Annotated in this window: 20 protein-coding genes, 1 tRNA gene and 1 riboswitch; of the genes, 9 read left to right on the top strand and 12 right to left on the bottom strand. The window is 49.1% G+C overall.

Translation table 11 applies throughout. The features are described from left to right. The coding region (locus tag TES5_RS15590) for a transposase (RefSeq protein WP_232309357.1) at positions 1-329 on the bottom strand (329 nt) is incomplete at its 3' end. A gap of 230 nt (positions 330-559) precedes the next feature. Here TES5_RS15590 and TES5_RS10135 point away from each other — a divergent pair. Then, positions 560-643 (top strand) — tRNA-Leu (locus TES5_RS10135). A 101-nt stretch (positions 644-744) separates the two neighbouring features. Here the strand turns inward: TES5_RS10135 and TES5_RS10130 are convergent. After that, positions 745-1,368: an Ltp family lipoprotein gene (locus tag TES5_RS10130; protein ID WP_068561748.1), complete on the bottom strand. Its 624-nt coding sequence runs from the start codon at positions 1,366-1,368 to the stop codon at positions 745-747. Positions 1,369-1,800: 432 nt separating this feature from the next. Here TES5_RS10130 and TES5_RS10125 point away from each other — a divergent pair, with 432 nt between their 5' ends. Next, complete coding sequence (locus TES5_RS10125; RefSeq protein ID WP_068561747.1) at positions 1,801-2,667, top strand: YitT family protein; 867 nt, start codon at positions 1,801-1,803, stop codon at positions 2,665-2,667. A 110-nt stretch (positions 2,668-2,777) separates the two neighbouring features. Then, positions 2,778-3,146, top strand: a complete 369-nt coding sequence (locus TES5_RS10120) for a hypothetical protein (protein ID WP_157080407.1) — start codon at positions 2,778-2,780, stop codon at positions 3,144-3,146. A 23-nt stretch (positions 3,147-3,169) separates the two neighbouring features. Here TES5_RS10120 and thiT read toward each other — a convergent pair whose 3' ends face one another. From thiT to TES5_RS10085, 7 genes are all read right to left on the bottom strand, one after another. Next, positions 3,170-3,745, bottom strand: a complete 576-nt coding sequence (thiT, locus tag TES5_RS10115; protein WP_068561745.1) for an energy-coupled thiamine transporter ThiT — start codon at positions 3,743-3,745, stop codon at positions 3,170-3,172. A gap of 60 nt (positions 3,746-3,805) precedes the next feature. Beyond that, positions 3,806-3,907, bottom strand: a riboswitch (TPP riboswitch). A gap of 114 nt (positions 3,908-4,021) precedes the next feature. Further along, complete coding sequence (locus TES5_RS10110; RefSeq protein WP_068561744.1) at positions 4,022-4,342, bottom strand: hypothetical protein; 321 nt, start codon at positions 4,340-4,342, stop codon at positions 4,022-4,024. A gap of 147 nt (positions 4,343-4,489) precedes the next feature. Beyond that, complete coding sequence (locus tag TES5_RS10105) at positions 4,490-5,275, bottom strand: NAD-dependent epimerase/dehydratase family protein (protein WP_068561743.1); 786 nt, start codon at positions 5,273-5,275, stop codon at positions 4,490-4,492. A gap of 637 nt (positions 5,276-5,912) precedes the next feature. Next, positions 5,913-6,254: a zinc ribbon domain-containing protein YjdM gene (locus TES5_RS10100; protein WP_068561761.1), complete on the bottom strand. Its 342-nt coding sequence runs from the start codon at positions 6,252-6,254 to the stop codon at positions 5,913-5,915. A 293-nt stretch (positions 6,255-6,547) separates the two neighbouring features. Further along, positions 6,548-9,217: a pyruvate, phosphate dikinase gene (ppdK, locus tag TES5_RS10095; RefSeq protein WP_068561742.1), complete on the bottom strand. Its 2,670-nt coding sequence runs from the start codon at positions 9,215-9,217 to the stop codon at positions 6,548-6,550. A 30-nt stretch (positions 9,218-9,247) separates the two neighbouring features. After that, positions 9,248-10,075, bottom strand: a complete 828-nt coding sequence (locus TES5_RS10090; RefSeq protein ID WP_068561741.1) for a pyruvate, water dikinase regulatory protein — start codon at positions 10,073-10,075, stop codon at positions 9,248-9,250. Positions 10,076-10,090: 15 nt separating this feature from the next. Further along, positions 10,091-10,726, bottom strand: coding sequence for a CBS domain-containing protein (locus tag TES5_RS10085; protein ID WP_068561740.1), 636 nt, complete (start codon positions 10,724-10,726; stop codon positions 10,091-10,093). Positions 10,727-10,930: 204 nt separating this feature from the next. Here TES5_RS10085 and TES5_RS10080 point away from each other — a divergent pair, with 204 nt between their 5' ends. The 6 genes from TES5_RS10080 (at position 10,931) to TES5_RS10055 (ending at position 18,461) form a co-directional block, all read left to right on the top strand. After that, positions 10,931-14,173, top strand: coding sequence for a DEAD/DEAH box helicase (locus TES5_RS10080; RefSeq protein WP_178137829.1), 3,243 nt, complete (start codon positions 10,931-10,933; stop codon positions 14,171-14,173). 81 nt (positions 14,174-14,254) lie between these two features. Then, positions 14,255-15,040 carry a threonine/serine exporter family protein gene (locus tag TES5_RS10075; RefSeq protein WP_083546491.1) on the top strand — a complete coding sequence of 262 codons (786 nt, stop codon included), beginning with the start codon at positions 14,255-14,257 and terminating at the stop codon, positions 15,038-15,040. Beyond that, positions 15,037-15,498, top strand: a complete 462-nt coding sequence (locus tag TES5_RS10070; protein ID WP_083546490.1) for a threonine/serine exporter family protein — start codon at positions 15,037-15,039, stop codon at positions 15,496-15,498. Before TES5_RS10075 ends, TES5_RS10070 begins: the two co-directional genes overlap by 4 nt. Before the next feature lie 87 nt (positions 15,499-15,585). Further along, positions 15,586-16,227 (top strand): YrrS family protein, encoded by a 642-nt coding sequence (locus TES5_RS10065; RefSeq protein WP_068561738.1) that lies wholly within the window; start codon positions 15,586-15,588, stop codon positions 16,225-16,227. A 131-nt stretch (positions 16,228-16,358) separates the two neighbouring features. Then, positions 16,359-17,132 carry an IclR family transcriptional regulator gene (locus TES5_RS10060; protein WP_068561737.1) on the top strand — a complete coding sequence of 258 codons (774 nt, stop codon included), beginning with the start codon at positions 16,359-16,361 and terminating at the stop codon, positions 17,130-17,132. A 324-nt stretch (positions 17,133-17,456) separates the two neighbouring features. Next, a complete protein-coding gene (locus TES5_RS10055; protein ID WP_068561736.1) occupies positions 17,457-18,461 on the top strand; it encodes a sugar kinase in 1,005 nt (334 codons plus the stop codon). Positions 18,462-18,558: 97 nt separating this feature from the next. On the opposite strand, the gene TES5_RS10050 is transcribed toward TES5_RS10055, so the two are convergent. The 3 genes from TES5_RS10050 to TES5_RS10040 are packed head-to-tail and all read right to left on the bottom strand — an operon-like array spanning position 18,559 to position 19,966. Then, complete coding sequence (locus tag TES5_RS10050) at positions 18,559-18,783, bottom strand: hypothetical protein (RefSeq protein WP_068561735.1); 225 nt, start codon at positions 18,781-18,783, stop codon at positions 18,559-18,561. Positions 18,784-18,802: 19 nt separating this feature from the next. After that, the gene (locus TES5_RS10045) at positions 18,803-19,246 is read right to left on the bottom strand and encodes a GNAT family N-acetyltransferase (RefSeq protein ID WP_068561734.1); all 444 of its coding nucleotides are present in this window, start codon (positions 19,244-19,246) and stop codon (positions 18,803-18,805) included. A gap of 3 nt (positions 19,247-19,249) precedes the next feature. Continuing rightward, the gene (locus TES5_RS10040) at positions 19,250-19,966 is read right to left on the bottom strand and encodes a DUF2238 domain-containing protein (protein ID WP_068561733.1); all 717 of its coding nucleotides are present in this window, start codon (positions 19,964-19,966) and stop codon (positions 19,250-19,252) included. Positions 19,967-20,063: the final 97 nt, after the last annotated feature.

Here is a 20,063-nt window from a genome sequence, read left to right as displayed (position 1 = left end):
CGCGAAAGCGAAGGTTGTGAAGCCAATGTACTTTTTTCAAGCATCTGCTGGAAGAAAGGATCATGACGTAAGATGTTGGCAGATGCATCGGTATCATAGCCTGCAATTAATTGGAAAATCAGTTGTTCAAGGATGGTTTCATTTGAATGTGTAGGTAAAAGACGGGAGTCTTGAAAATGAAGCTCTTTCTCCATCAACTGTTCGAATCCGATTGAATAAAGGAATTCTTTAACTAAAACGAGACCAGCATCCGTGGAGAGATTACCTCCAGTATTTGTAACCGTCATTTTTTTTTTGAAGTTTAGCGTGTTTTCGTGTAAAGTTGCTATTGAGAGAACCCCTTTCTTTGGTTGTTGGTCGTACATTAACCATAACAGATTGGGGTTCTTTTTTCACACCTTTTGGGTGTGAACTGGAAAGACAAAATATATTGGAAGACTAACGTTTCATGACGTTTTCTGAAAATCTATGAATAATTCAGGTAATTCAGGTAATAATATTTAATTTTTTTTTCATTGACAGAGAGCCATTCTAAAAGTATAATAAAATAGTTGGTTTTGCGGTCATGGCGGAATGGCAGACGCGCCAGCTTGAGGGGCTGGTGGGAGTATCTCCCGTGGAAGTTCGAGTCTTCTTGGCCGCATCATAATTCAAAAAAAGGTTCCTAACATCAGAGAGATGTCAGGAACCTTTTTTGCTTAGATGATAACTAGGTAAAAATCAAACCGTACTGCTGATCATGTTTTACTGAGGTAAATTATTCATTGCATATTGTGCTTGTTCAGCAGTGTATCCTTCGTAAATCAATTGGTCATATAAACCCTGATCGGAAAAAGAGGAGTATTCTAAATAATCAATGGCTGTTTGAAGCGCATTCTGATTCCAATCCGTTGTCACATTATCAAGTGCATACTGTGCTTGTTCAGCAGCGTAACCCTCGTAAACCAATTGATCATACAAGCCTGGATAAGAGAAAGAAGAGTAATCCAAATAGTCGACGGCTGTTTGGAGTGCGTTCTGATTCCAATCGGTTGCGACATTATCAATCGCGTATTGTGCTGCATCTTCGGGGAACCCTTCGTATAAGAGTTGATCGTATAATCCTTGCTTAGAAAAACTTGAATAATTGAGGTAATCCTCTGCGCTGCCGAGTGCATTTCTGAACTCCCTTGAAACATCCGGCTGCGGAGCGGGCTCTTCGACAGGGGCAATCACTATTTCTTCGCTGACTGCCGGAATTGATTCTGGCACTGATTCTGAGGTGGCCATTGCAGCTGATGATGCTTCTTCTGAAACTTCAACATCAGTGCTCGTTCCGCAGGCAGTCAAAATTAATGCACTACCAAACAATAATAAGTAATTTTTCATGATGATTCCTCCAGTTAGTTTTTTTATATCAACCGCAGAAGCGGTGAATATCATAAACCAGGAAAAATAACGCGGTTTTACGAACCACCTATAATCAGGGCGGTCAGTTTTTGTTTTTTAAGAGTATCGATCAGGAGATTGTGGTCTGTAATTTGGATATTAAATAACTTCTTCAATTCCATCGGTATCTTCTGCTCACGTTAATAGAATTATACCTCATAAATCGACAAATATTGCACACAAAATAAAATATTTTATTTGTACGAGTATAGAAATAACCTGTTTGATATTTGACATTCTTGTGTTGTATAGCTGTCAGTCCGATTTTGATTCAAAAAGTTTGATACTACTCTTTTTATCCAGCATATATCTGTTATAATGGCGTGGATATCTTTTTCCTGAAAGTTATCCCATACAAAGGAGGGGGCTAATTTGAAACTTTTACATACATTAAAACCGATAGTTGCAGTCATTGCCGGGAATATTATTGTCGCATTTGCGATAGCGGCGTTTATTTTGCCGAAAAATCTGATCGCCGGTGGATCGACGGGGCTTGCCATCATTTTGAATCATTTCTTCGGGTTGAACATTTCTTTGGTCGTGCTGATTTTCAATGGTCTCATGTTTTTCATCGGAGCCGCGTTGTTGGGAAGGAAGTTCGCGTTGACGACGATCCTGAGCACGATCATTTTCCCGACGTTTTTGACTTTTTTCCGGACAGTGCCCGCTTTGCAGAACATGACGGATGACATTTTGCTTTCGGCGATCTACGCTGGAATCCTGTGCGGGTTGGGTGTGGGGCTGGTGTTCAAGGTCGGCGCTTCTACGGGCGGGATGGATATTCCGCCGCTGCTCCTGAACAAGCATTTCCGCATCCCGGTTGCAGTGGGAATGTATGCGTTCGACGTCATTTTATTGCTGATCCAGGCGTTCTTTTCCAGCATGGAAGAGATTCTTTATGGGCTCATCATGGTGTTCCTGACGTCCATCGTCATCAACAAAGTGATGGTAACCGGAACGAATAAGATGCAGCTTTTCATCATTTCCAAAAAGTTCGAGGAAATCAAAGAGGCGTTGCTGTATGTGCAGGATGTCGGTCTGACCCTGGTGAATATCGAAACGGCTTTTGAGGGGGCGCAGCAGCAAGCGGTGCTGTGCGTCATCGAGCAGCGTAAGTTGTCGGCCATCAATGCCTTGGTCAACGATATCGATCCATTTGCTTTCGTGATTATCGGGCAGGTGCATGAGGTTGCCGGGAAGGGTTTCACACTGGAACGCCAGTCCGGATTAGTCGAATAGAATCAAAAAACTGAGGCGTGATCCGAGATTCGGATCACGCCTCAGTTTTTCTGTAATTAAAAGTGGATGTTTCATGACTGGGTTACCGGTCCAAATTGGGCGATCAAGTCATGGATTGTCGGCTGTTCTCTTTGCGTTCATACGCAAACAACCGAGAGATCCACGAAGCGTCGGCTGTTCTGGCCGAATGCGGACGCAAACAACCGAAAGATCCACGAAGCGTCGGCTGTTCCGGCCGGACGCGGAAGCAAACAACCGAGAGATCCACGAAGTGTCGGTTGTTCCGGACGACCGCGGATGCAAACAGCCGAGAGAACCGCGAAGTGTCGGCTGTTCCAGCCGAACGCGGAAGCAAACAACCGAGAGAACCGCGAAGTGTCGGCTGTTCCGGCCGGACGCAGATGCAAACAGCTGAGAGAACCGCGAAGTGTCGGTCGTTCCGGACGAACGCGGATGCAAACAGCCGACATAGCTCATGAACAACGGTTGTTCCGGCATGAAATCAGTATCCGCGGACGGCTTTTTTCGGAACGTACAATTGTGGGTTGGTTTTGGCGATAACAGCCAGCACCATGATCGTGAATGCACCGGTCGCCAAGGCGCTGGCGCCGTTCAGCGTGATGGAGTAGAACCATGCGCTCCAGCCTTCAGGCGCGTAGGATCCCCAGAAATAGTAGCCGGCGATCGTGTGCCAGAAATAGCGGCCGACAGTCCCGACGACAGTGCCTATAAAGACATTCCACAAAAGCATTTTTTTATTTTGATCCGCAATCGCCTGTTGCACTTTCGGCGTGAAAAGACCCGCCAAACCAGTGAAACCAAAGGCGATGAAGTACTCGATGAAACCTTGCAGCGGCGTTAAAATATAGGCCGTCCCGATCAGAATGTGCAGCACGCCCCACAGGAAACTGGCGAAGAAACCGGGGACCAAACCGCGGCGCAGGCAGTAAAGCAGCATGACCGGTGCTCCCACCGTGACGGAAAAACTTGGGCCAATATTGAAAGGGATCAGGGATAAAACGGTTGCTAAAGCAGCAATGATGGTTCCTTCGATCCAGATGTTCAGATTTTTTGACATAAAAAAAACTCCTCCTTTTTTTGGGCATAATATACCATCGACAAAGGAGGAGAATAAAATTCAATTCTCAATCACAATCCCTACGCTCGTACTAACGAACAGGTTCGAAGGGTCAGAATCTATGTTCAATCTCAGCCGCGGACGGCCCCCCTTTGTGAAACGGTTTATTCAGTTAAGTTACACTTTACTACAGTTGATTTTTTTATGCAAGTTGCACGGTGCACAAAGCCGCATCCAGGACTATGCCAGAATGGCTAAACACTTGTGTGAAATGAACTATTTCTGCTCTTTTTCGGCTTGCGCCTTCAGGATGGCTTCGCGCTTCTTTTTCTTCTGCGTATTCATGTAGGAATCGATTATGCCACCGGTCAGCATGCCGATACCGAAGCCATAAGTCAGGTTGCCCGCGAAATAACCGATTGAAGCCCCAATCAGCATGCCGTACATCGTAAAATTGAATGAATTCTGCAATTTCGGATCTTCGTCGACCGGCAGTTTTTTATTGGTTACCGCGCCAGTATTGTTTTTATGCAGTTCCGGTATTGTTGGTTTCACATTTCTGCGTTGGATCTGGTTGCCTTTGTTCTTTTTCGCCATTCAGTGTACTTCCTTCCGTCTATCTGACACTTGTATTGTCTCCAATGAACATCATATCAGTTCATTTCCGGCTCTTCAATAGAACTTTGCTCGCGGATATACGCAGAATCGTAAAAATAGTAGAAGTCTTCCCAAATCGGAGGATCCTTAATCTTCTTCGGACAGTTCGACCGGGTCGCCGTTGTCATCCTGGAAATAGCCCTTCAGCACAAAAGCATCATCGCTCGGCCGATAACCGAGGGCAGTTTTGGCCTGTGAGATGTCCAAGCGTGGGAAGCGGTTATCCGATAGCCCGTTCACCAACAGGAACGGCTCAACAAGTTTAGCTTTGAGGGCGCAGTCGACTAAATGGCAAAGGTCCCGTGGAGACAGGTATTCGGCCAAGCCCGCTTCGTCGACGATCGGATCATCGAGGTTTTCATCAAAGTTGCCGATGCGGATGCCGATGGATTCTTGGCCTTCCGTAAAGGCGAAGTGGCTGGCCAATCCTTCCAGATAGACTTTCGAAACGCCGTAAATATCGCCCGGACGGACAGGTTCATCGGCGTGAACCTGCACATTTTTCGGGTAGGCGCTGACGGTATGGATGGAACTGGCGAAGATGATGCGTTTGACGAAGTTTTCGTACTTGGATGATTCCTTGAACAAGTAGAAGGGCATCTTGTAGTTCAAATCGATCAGCTCATCGTCAAAAATAGCATCGGGTGAAGGATTACCAGCCAGATGGATAACGTAATCGATCCCTTCCAGCAGTCCGTCCCAGTTGCCGGCGACAGTCAGGTCCAACTCTTTGACGATGGTGCCCTCCAAAAGGGCCGGATCGACGTTATGGAAATGGATATCCACCAAAGTCAGTTCGTAGCTCTCCTTCAGATGATCCGCCAAAATTCTTCCTATATTACCGCTTGCGCCGGTGATCATGATTGTGGTCATTGTCGAAATACCCCCTTGTTTTTTTACAGTTGCTATCGTGAACGTCTTTGTTTTAACTGTATGCAAGCCACCGGAAAATGTCAAAGGATAGCCCTTACAAAAACGGCGATTCGTCGGACGAAAAGGGAATGTTATATTTGAGTAAAATGTAGGTAAATTAATTGAGACACGGGCGTTATCCCTGTATAATAGGGGTAAGATGATAGGCAAGGGCAAGACACTTTTCAATCGAAAACGAAGGGGTGAGTCGGATGGACTTGTTGAAATTGCAAATGCGCGCTTTTCAAGGTCAGTGCGGATCTGTTGTGCAACAATCTTCCCATTCATTCTATTGCCCGACAGAGCACGTGCTTTCGCATGTGTTTTTTTGTTGATCCTGAAAGGGACCAGCGGGGCTTATCATCATAATGCCGAGCATCAAACGGGGGTGATGACCATACTACTTTCTCAAAACAAGTCAAAACGGAAAGGAACGGTGATCCGACGTATATCTCCTAGCTGTCAGGTGTGACAGCCATCGTACCGATGAAAGGCGTGAGGCCGGATAGCATGGTAACGTATCACCCAAATTGCGAAAAAATATAAAAAACTGGCGAGGTTCTCTTTCGGGTGCCTCGCCAGTTTTTTTGAATCGGGATTATGCTTTTTTAACGAACTCGGACTTCAGTTTCATAGCGCCGAAGCCATCGATTTTGCAGTCGATGTTGTGGTCGCCTTCGACCAAACGGATGCCTTTGACTTTTGTGCCGACTTTCAATGCGCTCGAGCTGCCTTTGACTTTGAGGTCCTTGATGACCGTAACAGTGTCGCCGTCCTGCAGCAGGTTGCCGTTCGCGTCCTTGACGATCAATTGATCTTCGTTCGCTGCCTCTGCAGCATCCGCGCTCCATTCATGTGCGCACTCGGGGCAGACCAGCATTGTGCCGTCTTCGTAAGTGTAAGGGGAGCCGCATTTCGGGCAATTCGGTAATTCCATCATGATTTTTATTCCTCCGTTGTTTTGATTAACTGTCTTTTTATTTTCCATTTCCGGCCTTTTATCCAAGGCAGAAGATGCCTCTATACTGCCATATTTTCGCCTTGTTGACAATAGAAAATAGACAATATAAGAATAATAACCAATAAGAAGAAAGATAACGGATCGGGAAGGCTTTATTTGTGTTGTTGACTGAGGTTGTCCGATAACCATGTAGAATCGGACAACTAGAGCGCAAGCGCATTATGACATTCCAAAAAGGTCCGGATCGAAGTCATCGATCCGGGCCTTTTCGATCAGATGCTGCTCAACACAACATCCTTCTGTACAGACATTTTCGCTCTGCTCTCTTTAATCGCTACCTGTGCGGAAGCCAAGCGGGCGATCGGCACGCGGAAAGGCGAGCAGGAAACGTAATCCAAGCCGATGCTTGAGAAGAAGGCGATGGATTCCGGATCGCCGCCGTGTTCGCCGCAGACGCCCAGACTTAAGTCAGGGTTGGTTTCGCGGCCTAATTTGGCGGATAATTTGACGAGTTTGCCGATGCCTTTCACGTCCAATGAGTGGAACGGATTTGGCTTCAGCAAGCCTTTGTCTTCGTATTCCTGCAGGAACTTGCCGGCGTCGTCGCGGGAGAAGCCGAAGCCCATCTGCGTCATATCGTTCGTGCCGAAGCTGAAAAAGTCGGCCGCCTGCGCGATTTCGTCGGAAGTGACCGCGGCGCGCGGGATTTCGATCATCGTCCCGATCAGGTAGGGGATGGTCGCAGCCTTCTCAGAGAATACTTCCTCAATCTCCGCCACGATTTCCGCTTTGACGTAGCGCAGCTCGTCGACGTCGCAGACCAACGGAATCATGATTTCCGGTGTGATTGTGCTGCCGGTTTCTTCGGAAGCGGCGAAGGCCCCCTCGATGATGGCGCGCGCCTGCATCCGGTAGATTTCCGGGTAAGTGACGGCCAAACGGCAACCGCGGTGACCGAGCATCGGATTGACTTCATGCAAGGAATCGATGTGCGCTTCCAAACCAGCCAAACTGGTTCCCATTGATTCCGCCAAGGCAAGCTTATCCGCATGCGCAGTCGGTAGGAATTCATGCAATGGCGGGTCCAGTAAGCGGACGGTCATCGGCCGCTCCTGTAGCAGGGCGAACATTTCCTGGAAATCCTGGCGCTGCATTTCCAACAGCTCTGCCAGGTACTTTTTGCGTTCGTCCAGTGTGCGGGAAAGGATCATCTGGCGGACGGCCGGTATCCGATCCTTATGGAAGAACATGTGCTCGGTCCGGCAAAGTCCGACACCTTCCGCGCCCAGGGACAAGGCTTGTCTGACGTCGGTCGGGGAATCCGCATTGGCTTTGACCTGCAGCACTTTCATTTCGTTGACCCAGTCCATGAAGGTGCTGAATTTGCCGCCCAAAGTCGGGTTCTGCTTGGCGACTTTGCCGGCGTAGACTCTGCCGGTTGCGCCATCGATCGAAAGCAGGTCGCCTTGGTGCAGGGTGACGTCATCGATGACAACTGTTTTGTTTTCTTCATCGATGACGGCTGCGGTACAGCCGACCACACAGCATTTTCCCAAACCGCGGGCGACGACTGCCGCGTGCGAAGTCATGCCGCCGCGTGCCGTCAGGATGCCTTCCGAACTCATCATACCGGCCAAATCCTCAGGCGATGTTTCGCGGCGGACCAGGATGACTGGCAGGCCGTCCTTTTTTGCTGCTTCGGCAGCGGCTGTGGAGAAGTAGATATGTCCGGATGCCGCTCCAGGTGAAGCGCCGAGCCCGGTCGCCAACAAGGGAGCTTCAGCCAAAGCTTTCGTATCGAAAGTAGGGTGGAGCAACTGGTCCAGTTGGCCGGTTTCGATGCGCATCACGGCTTCCTCTTTCGTGATCAGGCCTTCGTCGGCCAAATCCACGGCCACTGCGACGGCTGCGGCCGCTGTCCGTTTCCCGTTGCGTGTCTGCAGCAGGTACAGTTTGCCTTTTTCGATCGTGAACTCGATGTCCTGCATATCGGCGTAGTGGTTCTCCAGTTTTTCGGCGATGACCTTGAATTCGCTGTAGACGGCAGGCATCACTTGCTCCAGGGTGTCGATGTTCAATGGAGTGCGGATACCGGCCACGACATCCTCGCCTTGCGCATTCATCAGGAATTCGCCGAACAGTTTTTTCTCGCCGGTCGCCGGATTGCGCGTGAAGGCCACACCGGTACCCGAATCGTTGCCGCGGTTGCCGAACACCATGCTTTGGACGGTGACGGCTGTGCCGAGGTTATGCGAAATGTTGTGAATATCGCGGTACAGAATAGCCCTTTCATTATTCCATGAAGAGAAGACAGCCTGGACTGCTTGGTGCAATTGATCCAACGGTTCCTGCGGGAAAGTTTCGCCGGTTTCGCGTTGGTAGACGGCTTTGTATTGCGCGACCAGCTCGGTCAGGTCTTCCAAAGTCAATTGGTTGTCGAACGCGTAACCGTTCTCATTTTTGACTGTATCCAGGATCGCTTCGAAATGAATGCGCGGAACGGATTTCACGACATCGGCGAACATCTGGATGAAACGGCGGTAGCTGTCGAAAGCGAAAGTCGGGTTCTGCGTCTGTTCAGCCAGACCAGCGACAGATGCATCGTTCAGCCCCAAATTCAGGATTGTGTCCATCATGCCCGGCATCGAGAAGGCGGCACCGGAACGGACCGACACCAGCAACGGGTTGGCAGGGTTATGGAAAGATTTTCCGACCGCGTTTTCCAGGTCGATGAGGGCGGAATCGATCTGCTGCTTGAGCGCAGCCCAAAGTGTTCGGCCTTCATCGAAATAATGGATGCAGGATTCCGTCGTGATCGTGAATCCTGGAGGGATGGGTAGGCCGAGATTGGTCATCTCGGCTAGGTTGGCGCCTTTGCCTCCCAATAACATCTTTTGTTCTTTTTTGCCTTCTGAAAAACGGTAAACCCATTGCTTCGTCATATGCGTTTCCTCCTTGTGGCTGTTTCTAGGTTATAGGTGTTTGCGGCTGATATTCATCATATCCATGTAGTGCAGGATGTGGTCTGCGGTTTCTTCGATCGCTTTGTTCGAAACGTCGACGATTTCGCAGCCGATCTGTTTCATGATCTTGTCTGCGTATTCGAGTTCCTCAAGGATGCGCTCCATGCCGGCATAACTGGCTGAGGGCGGCAGCCCCAGTGTCTTCAGGCGCTCTTTGCGGACTTCATTGAGTTTTTTTGGCGAATTCACAAGACCGATGATCCGCTCCGGGGCAATCGTGAAGATTTCTTTCGGCGGTTTCGATTCCGGAAAGAGCGGAATGTTCGCGACTTTCACGTTCTTGTTCGCCAGATAGATCGACAATGGTGTCTTGGATGTGCGGGACACGCCGACCAGCACGATGTCCGCTTTTTCGATGCCGCGCGGATCGCGGCCGTCATCATATTTGACGGAAAACTCGATGGCCTCGACACGGTTGAAATAGTCCTCGTTGAGTTGGCGGTTGATGCCCGGCTTCTCCTTGGCCGGAAGCTGGAACAGTTGCCCCAAACCAGTCAAGATCGGACTGTAGATGTCGACGCCGATAAGACCGGACTTTTCGATCTGTCCCTTCATGTGATCGGCCATTTCCTTTTTCACGAAGGTGTAAAAGATCATTGCCTTCCCTTCCTCGGAAGCTTTTGCGCAGATGTCGTCGATTTCCTCGGTCGTTTGCACGTAGGAATATTTCTTCAGTTGGTAATTTTCCGTCTCGAATTGGTAGAGGGCGGATCGGATCACCACATCGGCCGTCTCGCCGACGGAATCGGATACTAAGTAAATCGCGTAAAGGTCCATTTGCACACTATCCTCCTAAAGGTCTTTGTTGAATATATCAAGCAACAATCTGCTGGCGGTTGATTTCGAAAATTTTCCGATGACCTCTTTTTTGCCGGTCTCCTCATACACAGAACGGGAAAGCACCGGCAAACTGTCGACGCGATGGGTGACGAGCAGTTTCGTGGCATCGACAACGAGTGTGTCGCTGAAGACGGTATAAAGATTCGGCATCTTCGTCATCACCATTCCGACCGGGATGGCATTCAGATTGGAGTCGCCCAGAGCGCTTTTGAGCAGATCCTTACGGGAAACGATCCCAAGTATTTCTCGGTTGTCGGTGACATAAAGGGAACCGCAATCCTCAAGGAAAAGCTGGATGATGGCATCCTGGATGCTCGTTTCTTTGGTGAGGTTGACCGAGATGGCCATCACTTTTTCGACTTTTTGCTTGGCGATCTGTTCGACGAGAACGGAGTTGGTGTGCTCCTCGTTGATCAGGTAACCGACTTTCGGTTTGGCCTGTAGGATGCCACTCATTGTCAGCAGCGAAAAATCGGGCCGCAGCGTCGCCCGCGCAAATCCCAGTATGGAGGCAATCTTTTCACCGGAAATCGGCTGCTGTTTCTTGACGATTTCGATAATCTGTTTTTGCCTATCGGTAAGTTCCATTTTTCCACCTCAATTCTTAATGTGATGTGTTAATGGATATATAGTATGTCACATTTAACACGTTGTCAACACAAAGTGACATCTTTTTTCGCAGAAAAGTATCAGGAGCTATTTTTGTAGCTTGATCAACACCGGTCTATGGTAAACTTATAAAGACTAAGCGAGCGAGGATGTGGACCGAGAATGGTTTCAGTGGGATACAATATGCAAGAAATAAAGGATATGACATACAGCAACACGACCTTCCAGAAAGGGATGCAATTGTTTGAAAGCGGGGCACTGCGGCAATACACAGCCAACAGTGCTGAAAATGCCTTTTACGCAGATATCAAAGGGACAAAAAAGTACGAAGTAGAGGTTTATCTGGATGAATATGCAGAAATCGATGATTACTATTGTTCCTGCCCGGCCTTCGAAAGCTATCCGGGGCCTTGCAAACATGTTGTGGCCTTCCTTTTGGCGATCCTCAATTCTTCTTCGGACTACAGGAAGGAACGGAAAACCTCGAGTAAACCAACAGCTATAGCCAATAAGTCCAGCAGCTACGATGTCGAACAGACGAAACGTTTGCTGGACGTGCTTCAATTCGAATTGCTTGAGGAGAACAACCTGTTCGATAGGGTGCCGATCCAAGTGGAATATACGATGGTCATGTCCGACCTGCGCTATGGCCAACACTACAGCCTGAAGATGCGGGTAGGCGCCGGGCAGTTTTATCTGGTGAAGGATTGCGACTATGTCATCAAATGTATGTTGGTTGGGAAAGAGCTTCCGTTCGGGAAAAAATTCACTTTTTCGCCGGACAAACATGAATTATCAGCGGAAGACCGTGCAATTTTTCTTCTTTTGAAGCAAATCATCGATGCTTCGGCCACATCCGCTCGCGACTATCGATCGAGCGAGGATCGCAAAGAAATCACAATTCCGGCGAGCATGGTGAAGGAATTATTGGAAAAGCTGGCTAATTGTCCGCTGGTTTTCATCAAAACAAATCCCTACCAGACCCAAGGGAGAGCGTTGTTGCCGGAACAACTGGTGCAGGATTTTGATCAGCTTCCGATCAGTTTCGCGCTGAGTGAATTGCCGAAGGGAGGGCTTCTCTTTGAAGAAACAACGGAAGTTTCATCCGAGAATATTTTTTTCAACCAGGCGGACATCTTCCTGATTGACGGAAATTTCTACTTTTTGACCGAAAGCATGAAGGACCGTTTAAACAGTATCTATACAGCCATTTCACAATCCGGGCATGAAGGCTTGCATATCGCACCGGACTCCGCGGGTGATTTCTTGGCGATAGCTGTGCCGGCTTTGCAGAAGCTTGTGACCATCTCGCTAGCGGAATCCGTGCAATCGACCTACCAACGCTTCCCATTGAAGGCGGAACTTTATCTGGACTGGAAACAGGAAAAGCTGATCATGGAATTGTTTCTCAATTACGGGGAAATAAAGATTGATGCCGCAAAAGAAGGCTTGGCCCATAAAGATTTGACTCCGGATACGGTCATCAGGGATCGGATTGCCGAAAGCATCATGATCCAAACGTTCAGCGATTGTGCAAATAATGCGTTAAAGTTTGATGGATTGCTCTATCTGGATGCCCTGGACGACATCATGTCGTTCCTTTACGAAGGCCTGGAAAAACTAGCTCCGCACTGCGGAATATTCACGACAGCAGCCGTTGAGAACCTGCTTTACCAACCCAGCAGGCCGCCGAAAGTCGCCATCGAAGTCAACAGCCAGTCACGTCTTTTGGATGTGACGTTCAGCACCGATGAAATCAATGTGGAGGACCTGAAACAGATGGTCAGGCAGATCGCCCAGAACAAAAACTATCACCGCCTATCAAACGGGAAAATCGTTAATTTGCGCCAAAAGGAAATCAAGGAGCTGACCGATGCGGTCGTGCAGCTGGACGTACCTTTGAAGGATCTGAAAAAAGAGATGTCACTGCCGCTCTATAAGGCGTTCGGTGTGGATACCAATGCGGGGGTCGTCCACCAGGATGAGGATTTCATGACGCTCATCAATCGGATGGAGAGGCCCGAAAAAATCGACTTCGAACTGCCTGAGGATTTGACAGCGACTTTGCGCCCGTATCAGGAAACAGGATACAAATGGCTAAAGGGGCTCGATCACTACGGCTTCGGCGGCATCCTTGCGGACGACATGGGGCTCGGCAAAACGCTGCAAGTCATCAGCTTCATAGCCGGCTCGCTCGGGAAAGGCGACACCAAACCTTATTTGGTCATCTGCCCTTCCAGTGTGCTCTACAATTGGCAAAAGGAATTCCAACAGTTCGCGCCAGGCATCAAAACCCGGCTCATCACCGGCATGAAGAGCGAAAGAAGGGACACGATCGCAACTGCAATCGCAGAAAATATTCCGGTATGGATCACCTCCTATCCCTTGCTTCAGCGCGATGAGGATCTTTATGAGGGGCTGGCTTTCCGTACCGTCATCCTCGATGAAGCCCAGAGCGTCAAAAACGCCACAGCGAAGACGACAAAAGCGGCTTCCGCGCTGAACGCCAACAACAAAATCGCTTTGAGTGGGACGCCTGTCGAAAACGCGTTGTCCGAACTCTACACCATTTTCAGCATCGCGCAGCCCGGACTGTTCGGGACGAAAAAGGACTTCAAACAGATGGATCCGGCGCAGATTGCCAAGAAAGTCAAACCGTTCATCCTGCGCAGACTGAAAGCTGATGTGCTGAAGGATCTGCCGCCGAAAATCGAATCGATTTCCTACATCGAAATGACCGAAAAACAAAAGACCGTCTACTTGTCGCAGCTGCAGTTGATGCGCCAGGAAACGAAAGAGATGCTGGATGCGGATACGCTGAACGAGAACCGGATCAAAATCTTGGCGGGCCTGACACGCCTGCGCCAAATCTGTTGCGATCCGGCTTTGGTCATGGCCGACTACACAGGCGGTTCCGGGAAATTGGACAGGCTGATGGAATATTTGGCGGAAGCCAAAGAGAACGGCAGACGCGTCGTGTTGTTCTCCCAGTTCACGCAAATGCTGGCAATCATCCGCGAGAAACTGGATGAAACGAGCGAAGCCTATTTCTATCTCGATGGCCAGACGCCGAATCAGGACCGGCTGACTTTGACGACCCGCTTCAACGAAGGCGAAAAGGATCTTTTCCTGATTTCCCTGAAGGCTGGCGGGACCGGCCTTAACTTGACTGGAGGGGATACCGTCATCCTTTATGATTCCTGGTGGAACCCTGCGGTCGAGAGCCAGGCGACCGACCGCGTGCACCGTTTCGGCCAGAAAAAGGTCGTGCAGGTCGTTCGCCTGATCGCGACCGGTACAATTGAGGAACGGATCAATGAATTGCAGGCGAAAAAACGCGAAATGATCGATTCCGTCATCCAGGCTGGCGGCCAATCGGTCACCTCCTTGTCGAAGGAAGAATTGATGCAGCTGCTGGAAATATAGATCTTGCTATAATGAATCGGCGTGGGCTGCTCGCAGGCTGCGCACAAGCCAATAATGTTTTGAGAAGGAAGGGGGATTTGGATGACGGATACACCTAATCCGGAAATAGATTTTGAATTATACATGGATACAGCGGTCCTGGCCGGACAAATCATGCTTGAAAGCAACGCGGAAACGTACCGTGTCGAGGATACGGTGACACGCATCTTGAAGAAGACCGGACTGCAGATGACGGATGCCCTGGCTTTGACGACTGGACTTGTGGCCACGCTCGACAATCCGAACATGCACGCGATCACGGTCGTCAAAAGGATTACGGAGCGCACGACGAATCTGAATAGGGTGTCCCGCGTCAATGCCGTTTCGCGGAATTTTGTTGAAGACAAATTGACCATCCAGGAGGCTTATGATGCGCTGCAGAACATCGATGAAATCCAATACAGCGGGCGCCAGAAAAGCTTCGCGCTGATCGGCTTCATCCAGCTTTTCATTTTTCTGATGGGCGGCACCTTCTACGACTTTTTGGCGATGCTTCCGGTCAGCGTCGCAGTTTCGTTTGTACTGCACACCGCGGTCAAATGGAAAATCCGCCCATTCATCCAAAACCTGGTCTCCAGTTTCGTAATTGCTGTGATGACGGCCATTTTGTCCGAGCTGTTGACCTTTCCGATTCAACCGGATACGATCATCATCAGTGCCATCATGCCATTGTTGCCGGGAACGGTATTGACGAACGGCATCCGTGATACTTTCCGCGGGGACTACATGTCGGGAGCTGCAAAAATATTGGAGGCCTTTGTGATCGCGATATTCATTGCGATCGGCATCGGTGCCGGCTTGGTCGTCGGTGGGGAGGTGATCCGGTGACGGTTCTGCAAATTCTTTTGGAAATGGTTGTTGCTTTCGTGGCCGTTTTCTTTATCGCCGTGACTTTGGAAGCACCAAAACGGACTTTGCGTTATGGTGCCATGGCAGGCGGGTTAGGCTGGGGTGTCTACCTTGTCGGACTATTGTTCATGGACATCGTCGCAGCCACTTTTATGGCCAGTCTGTTCATCGCTTGGATTGCGCACTTGTTCGCGCGTTACCTGAAGACGCCGGTGACGATCTATTTTATCCCGGCCTTCATTACCTTGGTTCCCGGAGCAGGCGTTTATCAATCGGTCTATTCCTTCATCAACAAAGAGTATGCATTGGCGCAGCAGCATCTGGTCCTCACGCTGCAGATATCGGGTGCCATCGCGCTGGCAATCTTCATTGTTGACAGCCTTTTCGGGCTCGTGGCAAGGATAAAGGCATCCAAGAAGAACAGTCCGATCAAATAGGTTTTGTGACACAGAGTTGTAAACTGGATTTAACGTTTCCGTATCGCAAACATGATAAACTTGTATCATTCAGAAGGAGGCAACTGCATGTCAGAGAACAATCAAAAACCGACCAGACAAGAATTACACCGAAATCATAAACGCAATAACCTGCTTGTCGTTGTAGGAATCATCGCAGCCGCATTTTTGGGGCTCGTGCTGCTCTATAACATTTTTTACGGGAATGATGAAACACCATCCATAGCGGCCAATAATCAAACGAATTCACAAAACAGGATCATCACCGAATCGGCTGATTCCAGCGAAACATCCTCTTCGGCTGGAGCATCTTCGGAAAAAGAGAATAAAGAGGAAAAAGATAAAAAAGAGAAAGAAGAAACCGAAACGGAAACAAAAGAAGTGCCATCAACCGATGAGAACGTCGCAAAAGCATACACCGGCGATTGGGAACCGATCGGAACGTCCCAAACCGGTGAGCACAGCGCTACCGATTACACCGACGGATCTGCTGACCGCATCGAAATTAAGCAAGCTGTTGCCGCCGCAACAGGCATCAGCGCCGATAATATGATTGAATGGTGGATCGGCAATGCCGGCGACCAGCAAGTCACTGCCACAGTCTCGGATACACAGAAAGAGAAAATCGCGCGCGTCCAACTCAAATGGGTCGACGGCGAAGGCTGGCAAGTTACGCTTGTGGAAGAGCTGAACGAAATACCGAACAATTGATCAACACACGAAGGCGCTCTATTTTACAGGGCGTCTTTTTTCGCGTTGCTTATTTAGAAATGATTCTGTACGAAATGTTCGTTTTGGGGTAAACTGTTTCTGAATAGGAAACAGTTGAGGAGTGTCAAAAAATGGAAGAAGAGAAAAAACCTTACGGAACAGTCTTGCTGAAAGCCGCTAAGATCATCGATCATCTGTCAAACAGCAAAGAAGCCCAGAGCCTGGCCGTCATTGCAGCCAACACGGGACTGTCCAGTCCGACGGCACTGAAAATTCTGGACACATTGCTTTTGATCGGATACGTGGAAAAAGATGAGCAGACGAAGCGTTTTACCTTGGGCAGCGCGCTGATCCGCCATGCGAACAACCGGCTGGCGAATCTGGACATCATCAAAATCACCGAGCCTTATCTGCGGAATCTGCAGGCCGGTCTGGATGAAACGGTTCACTTAGGCATCCTGGACAAGGATGAGGTCCTCTACGTCAATAAATTGGAGACACAAAAAGCGATTGCGAACATCAATTCCCGGATCGGCAACACCAACCATCTCTACAGTTCGGCCATGGGCAAGGCGATGCTGGCTGTGTTCAGTGAAGAGGAGTTGGAGGCCTATCTAGGGCGAGTCGAACTTGTCGCGGACACACCGAACACGATAACAGATCGCGCTGTTTTGAAAGAGGAAATCAGGAACGTTAGGATGGCCGGTTTTGCAACTGATGATGAAGAAAACGATCTGGATGTCATCTGCATCGGGGCTGCGCTTGTGGTCGACAACAAACTCTATGGCGCGTTCAGCGTCAGTACGCCGAAATACCGTTTCGATCGCGAGAAGACCATCGCGAAAGTGCTGGAAACAAAAAAGAACCTGCTGGCCGAATTGGGCAAGACGAAAACTTTTGGCTGACAATTGAAGAAGGACGGAGCTGTCTCAAGCGAGGCAGTTTTTTTGGTTTAGGATGGTATGATTTTTGATTTGGTGTTCGCGTTTGTAGGTGACGGTCTGCAGTTCAAATGTCAATAAAATAGAAATTCGCTCACATAGGTGTTGAAATAACCAAAAGGAAACCGTATAATGAAACCAAGGTATTTCCTAAAAGAAAACTATATTTCCTATACGGAAACTAAATGGGTTTTATGTCCTGCATTTCAGGTCGGTTGCATCATAACGGAAAGAAGAATGTAACCGCGTTCATGAAAACTAACAATATAATCGGGAGCGTGCGAAAAGATGAGTAAAATTTTGACATTGGGTGAAATCATGTTGCGCCTATCTACAGATCCAGGAACATTGATGACCTATTCCACAAATTTCACCGGGCATTACGGCGGCGGGGAAGCGAACGTCGGTATCAGTCTGGCGAATTTCGGGCATGAAGTGGCTTTCGCAAGCAAAGTGCCGGCCAATCCGCTGGGGGTTGCGGTCCGCAAGCATCTGAAGAGTTACGGAATCTGTACAGCCATGCTGAAAAAGGGCGGCGAACGCCTCGGTACCTATTATTTGGAAAGCGGCGTGGGAGAACGTGCGGCTTCTGTTGTCTACGACCGTGCCCATTCAAGTTTTTCCAGCATGGAAGCTTTGGAATGGGATTTCGATGAGCTGTTCGAGGATGTCAACCTGTTCCATATTTCCGGCGTAACGGCTGCGCTCACCAAAAATTGGACAGTGTGGTCGGTCGAGTTGGTGCGGGAAGCGAAAAGACGCGGGATAAAAGTCAGTTTCGACATCAATTACCGCGCCAAACTATGGACGCAAGCTGAATGCGGGGCTTTCCTGGAGCAGGTCTTGCCGTTGACCGACTATCTTTCCGCGGGTAAATTGGATGCTTTGTATCTGATGGGGATTCCGGAAAATACAAGCGAGCAGGAAGATGTGACGTATTATTATGAGAAGATGGCGGAAAAATATCCGAACATCGAAGTCTTCTACTCCACTATCCGTCAGGTGCATTCCGCCAGCCACAATGTGCTCCAAGGAACGATGTGGCGCAAAGGGGAAACCACTTTTTCGAACGTGCACACGATCACACCGATCGTTGACCGGGTCGGCGGCGGGGATGCATATGCGGCAGGGATTCTGCACGGGATTCTTTCCGGATATACAGCCGAGCATACCGTTGATTTCGCAATTGCTGCATCCAGCATGAAACACACGATCCACGGAGACTGCAACCAGTTTTCCGCAGAAGAAGTGGAAGACTTCAAGAATTCAGAGTCCGGTGCGATCAAAAGATAAAAAAATGGATATCAAAAAGGCAAGCGTTCGGGTCAAAAAACCGGATGCTTGCCTTTTGTCTTTTTCTTTCGGCTACATAGTAGGGCTGCTTTCGAAATCAGATGAATTCGCTGTCGTATTGCAGCTCCATCTGCTTCATTTCGTGGTAGCTCACTTGGTCGAGCGTCATGGAAGCCAACAACAGATTGAAGTCATCGCGGGCTTCCGGATCTGAGGCAGCCCATATGAGTGTATGCGCCGCCTCGTCCTCGCCGAGGTCCTCCGAAAAATCGACCATGCTGTCGCGCCATTTGATGTATGCTTCGTATTGTCCAGGTTTCATTTTGTATCCCCCATTGTTTTCATTTGATGATATAGATCATTTCGATTTCGCGTTTTTCGAGATCCGTACCGCGCTTCATGAATCCAGCGTTTTCAAGTGCCCCGCGCCCCCATTGGTTGCCGATCTGGACGGATGCCTGCAGCAGCGAGCAGCTGAATTGCGTTTCAATCCATTTTGCGATTTCCCGGAGGCTTTCGGAACCAAAACTTTTGGATTGGAAAGGGTGGCCGATCATAATCTGTTCGAGCGTCATGATCGCCGCCTTTTGTTCTTTTTTGACGAACGCCAAGCCGACCAGCTCTTCCCCCGCGTATAGGGCGATCGGGAATAATTCTTGCGGTCCGACATAGGCCAACGCGATCATTTCAGCGTTCGGCCGGACGTATTTGCGCTGCCAATCATCGACGGATAAGGCAAGCGCGTCTTCGATATTATCTATGGAAAGATTCCGTATAGTAATCATTTTTTACCCCTTATTCGTTTTGTTTTTTTCGGGTTCTGTATCAAAGGTGATGAGATACGATTCCATCCAATTGCCGCTGCTTTTCAAGGCGAAGTAGCCCAGGATAGCGACGATTGCTGCGGCGCTGCAGTTCACGATCAGGTCACCCATCGTATCCGACAAAGCTGCTTGCCCGATCAGAGGGATACCATCGACTGTGGCAGTCCGTTGGGTATTCTGACCCATGACGCTGTCGGCGAAATACTCATAGAATTCCCAGAGCACACCCAGTGTCGTAGCCAGACAGAAAGAAAAAAGCGAAGACAAAACCGGTGTCAGATTCAATCTTTCGATGCCGCCCTCCTGCAGGTTGGCGATGACGGAAAATCCAAGCACCGCGAACAGAGCGGAACTCAAGGCATGCTGGAGGGTATCCCATTCGGCAACCGTGTCATAGAACCCGCCAAGACTGCCCAGCAAGAGCGCCAAATAGAGAAACACGGCATAGATGAAGGTGATTCTTTGAGGTAAAAGGATTCGGGTATGCTTCCGCAGGAGCGAAGGGAAGAGCAGCGCAACCAATCCAAAGCCTGCTTGAACGAGCCGCAAGAAATGCTCCGTTTGCTTTTCTGTGCCTCTCGTTTGGAGGAACCTTACAAATTCATATCCAGTGATCAGGATAAAACTCGCAAAAATGAACAGGATGACTAAATAACTGAATTTTTTCAGCGTCTCACGCATGGTTTTTCAGCCTTCTTTCGGTTATTCGAAATATCAATACACTACTTTTATTTTAGTCGACTTCAGGGCAATACGCAACTTGCCGAAGCCCTTGGAT

The organism is Trichococcus sp. ES5, from assembly GCF_900067165.1.
Taxonomy (GTDB): Bacteria; Bacillota; Bacilli; order Lactobacillales; family Aerococcaceae; genus Trichococcus; species Trichococcus flocculiformis.
The sequence above is the reverse complement of the archived record's forward strand: the minus strand, read 5'-3'. Positions and strand labels throughout refer to the sequence as shown.

Excerpts from the sequence above, each read along its gene's own strand:
- TES5_RS10130 (WP_068561748.1), bottom strand. The coding sequence starts at position 1,368 with ATGAAAAATTACTTATTATTGTTTGGTAGTGCATTAATTTTGACTGCC.
- TES5_RS10120 (WP_157080407.1), top strand. The coding sequence starts at position 2,778 with ATGGATTGTCGGCTGTTCTCTTTGCGTTCATACGCAAACAACCGAGAG.
- thiT (WP_068561745.1), bottom strand. The coding sequence starts at position 3,745 with ATGTCAAAAAATCTGAACATCTGGATCGAAGGAACCATCATTGCTGCT.
- TES5_RS10110 (WP_068561744.1), bottom strand. The coding sequence starts at position 4,342 with ATGGCGAAAAAGAACAAAGGCAACCAGATCCAACGCAGAAATGTGAAA.
- TES5_RS10105 (WP_068561743.1), bottom strand. The coding sequence starts at position 5,275 with ATGACCACAATCATGATCACCGGCGCAAGCGGTAATATAGGAAGAATT.
- TES5_RS10100 (WP_068561761.1), bottom strand. The coding sequence starts at position 6,254 with ATGATGGAATTACCGAATTGCCCGAAATGCGGCTCCCCTTACACTTAC.
- ppdK (WP_068561742.1), bottom strand. The coding sequence starts at position 9,217 with ATGACGAAGCAATGGGTTTACCGTTTTTCAGAAGGCAAAAAAGAACAA.
- TES5_RS10090 (WP_068561741.1), bottom strand. The coding sequence starts at position 10,075 with ATGGACCTTTACGCGATTTACTTAGTATCCGATTCCGTCGGCGAGACG.
- TES5_RS10085 (WP_068561740.1), bottom strand. The coding sequence starts at position 10,726 with ATGGAACTTACCGATAGGCAAAAACAGATTATCGAAATCGTCAAGAAA.
- TES5_RS10080 (WP_178137829.1), top strand. The coding sequence starts at position 10,931 with ATGCAAGAAATAAAGGATATGACATACAGCAACACGACCTTCCAGAAA.
- TES5_RS10075 (WP_083546491.1), top strand. The coding sequence starts at position 14,255 with ATGACGGATACACCTAATCCGGAAATAGATTTTGAATTATACATGGAT.
- TES5_RS10065 (WP_068561738.1), top strand. The coding sequence starts at position 15,586 with ATGTCAGAGAACAATCAAAAACCGACCAGACAAGAATTACACCGAAAT.
- TES5_RS10060 (WP_068561737.1), top strand. The coding sequence starts at position 16,359 with ATGGAAGAAGAGAAAAAACCTTACGGAACAGTCTTGCTGAAAGCCGCT.
- TES5_RS10055 (WP_068561736.1), top strand. The coding sequence starts at position 17,457 with ATGAGTAAAATTTTGACATTGGGTGAAATCATGTTGCGCCTATCTACA.
- TES5_RS10050 (WP_068561735.1), bottom strand. The coding sequence starts at position 18,783 with ATGAAACCTGGACAATACGAAGCATACATCAAATGGCGCGACAGCATG.
- TES5_RS10045 (WP_068561734.1), bottom strand. The coding sequence starts at position 19,246 with ATGATTACTATACGGAATCTTTCCATAGATAATATCGAAGACGCGCTT.
- TES5_RS10040 (WP_068561733.1), bottom strand. The coding sequence starts at position 19,966 with ATGCGTGAGACGCTGAAAAAATTCAGTTATTTAGTCATCCTGTTCATT.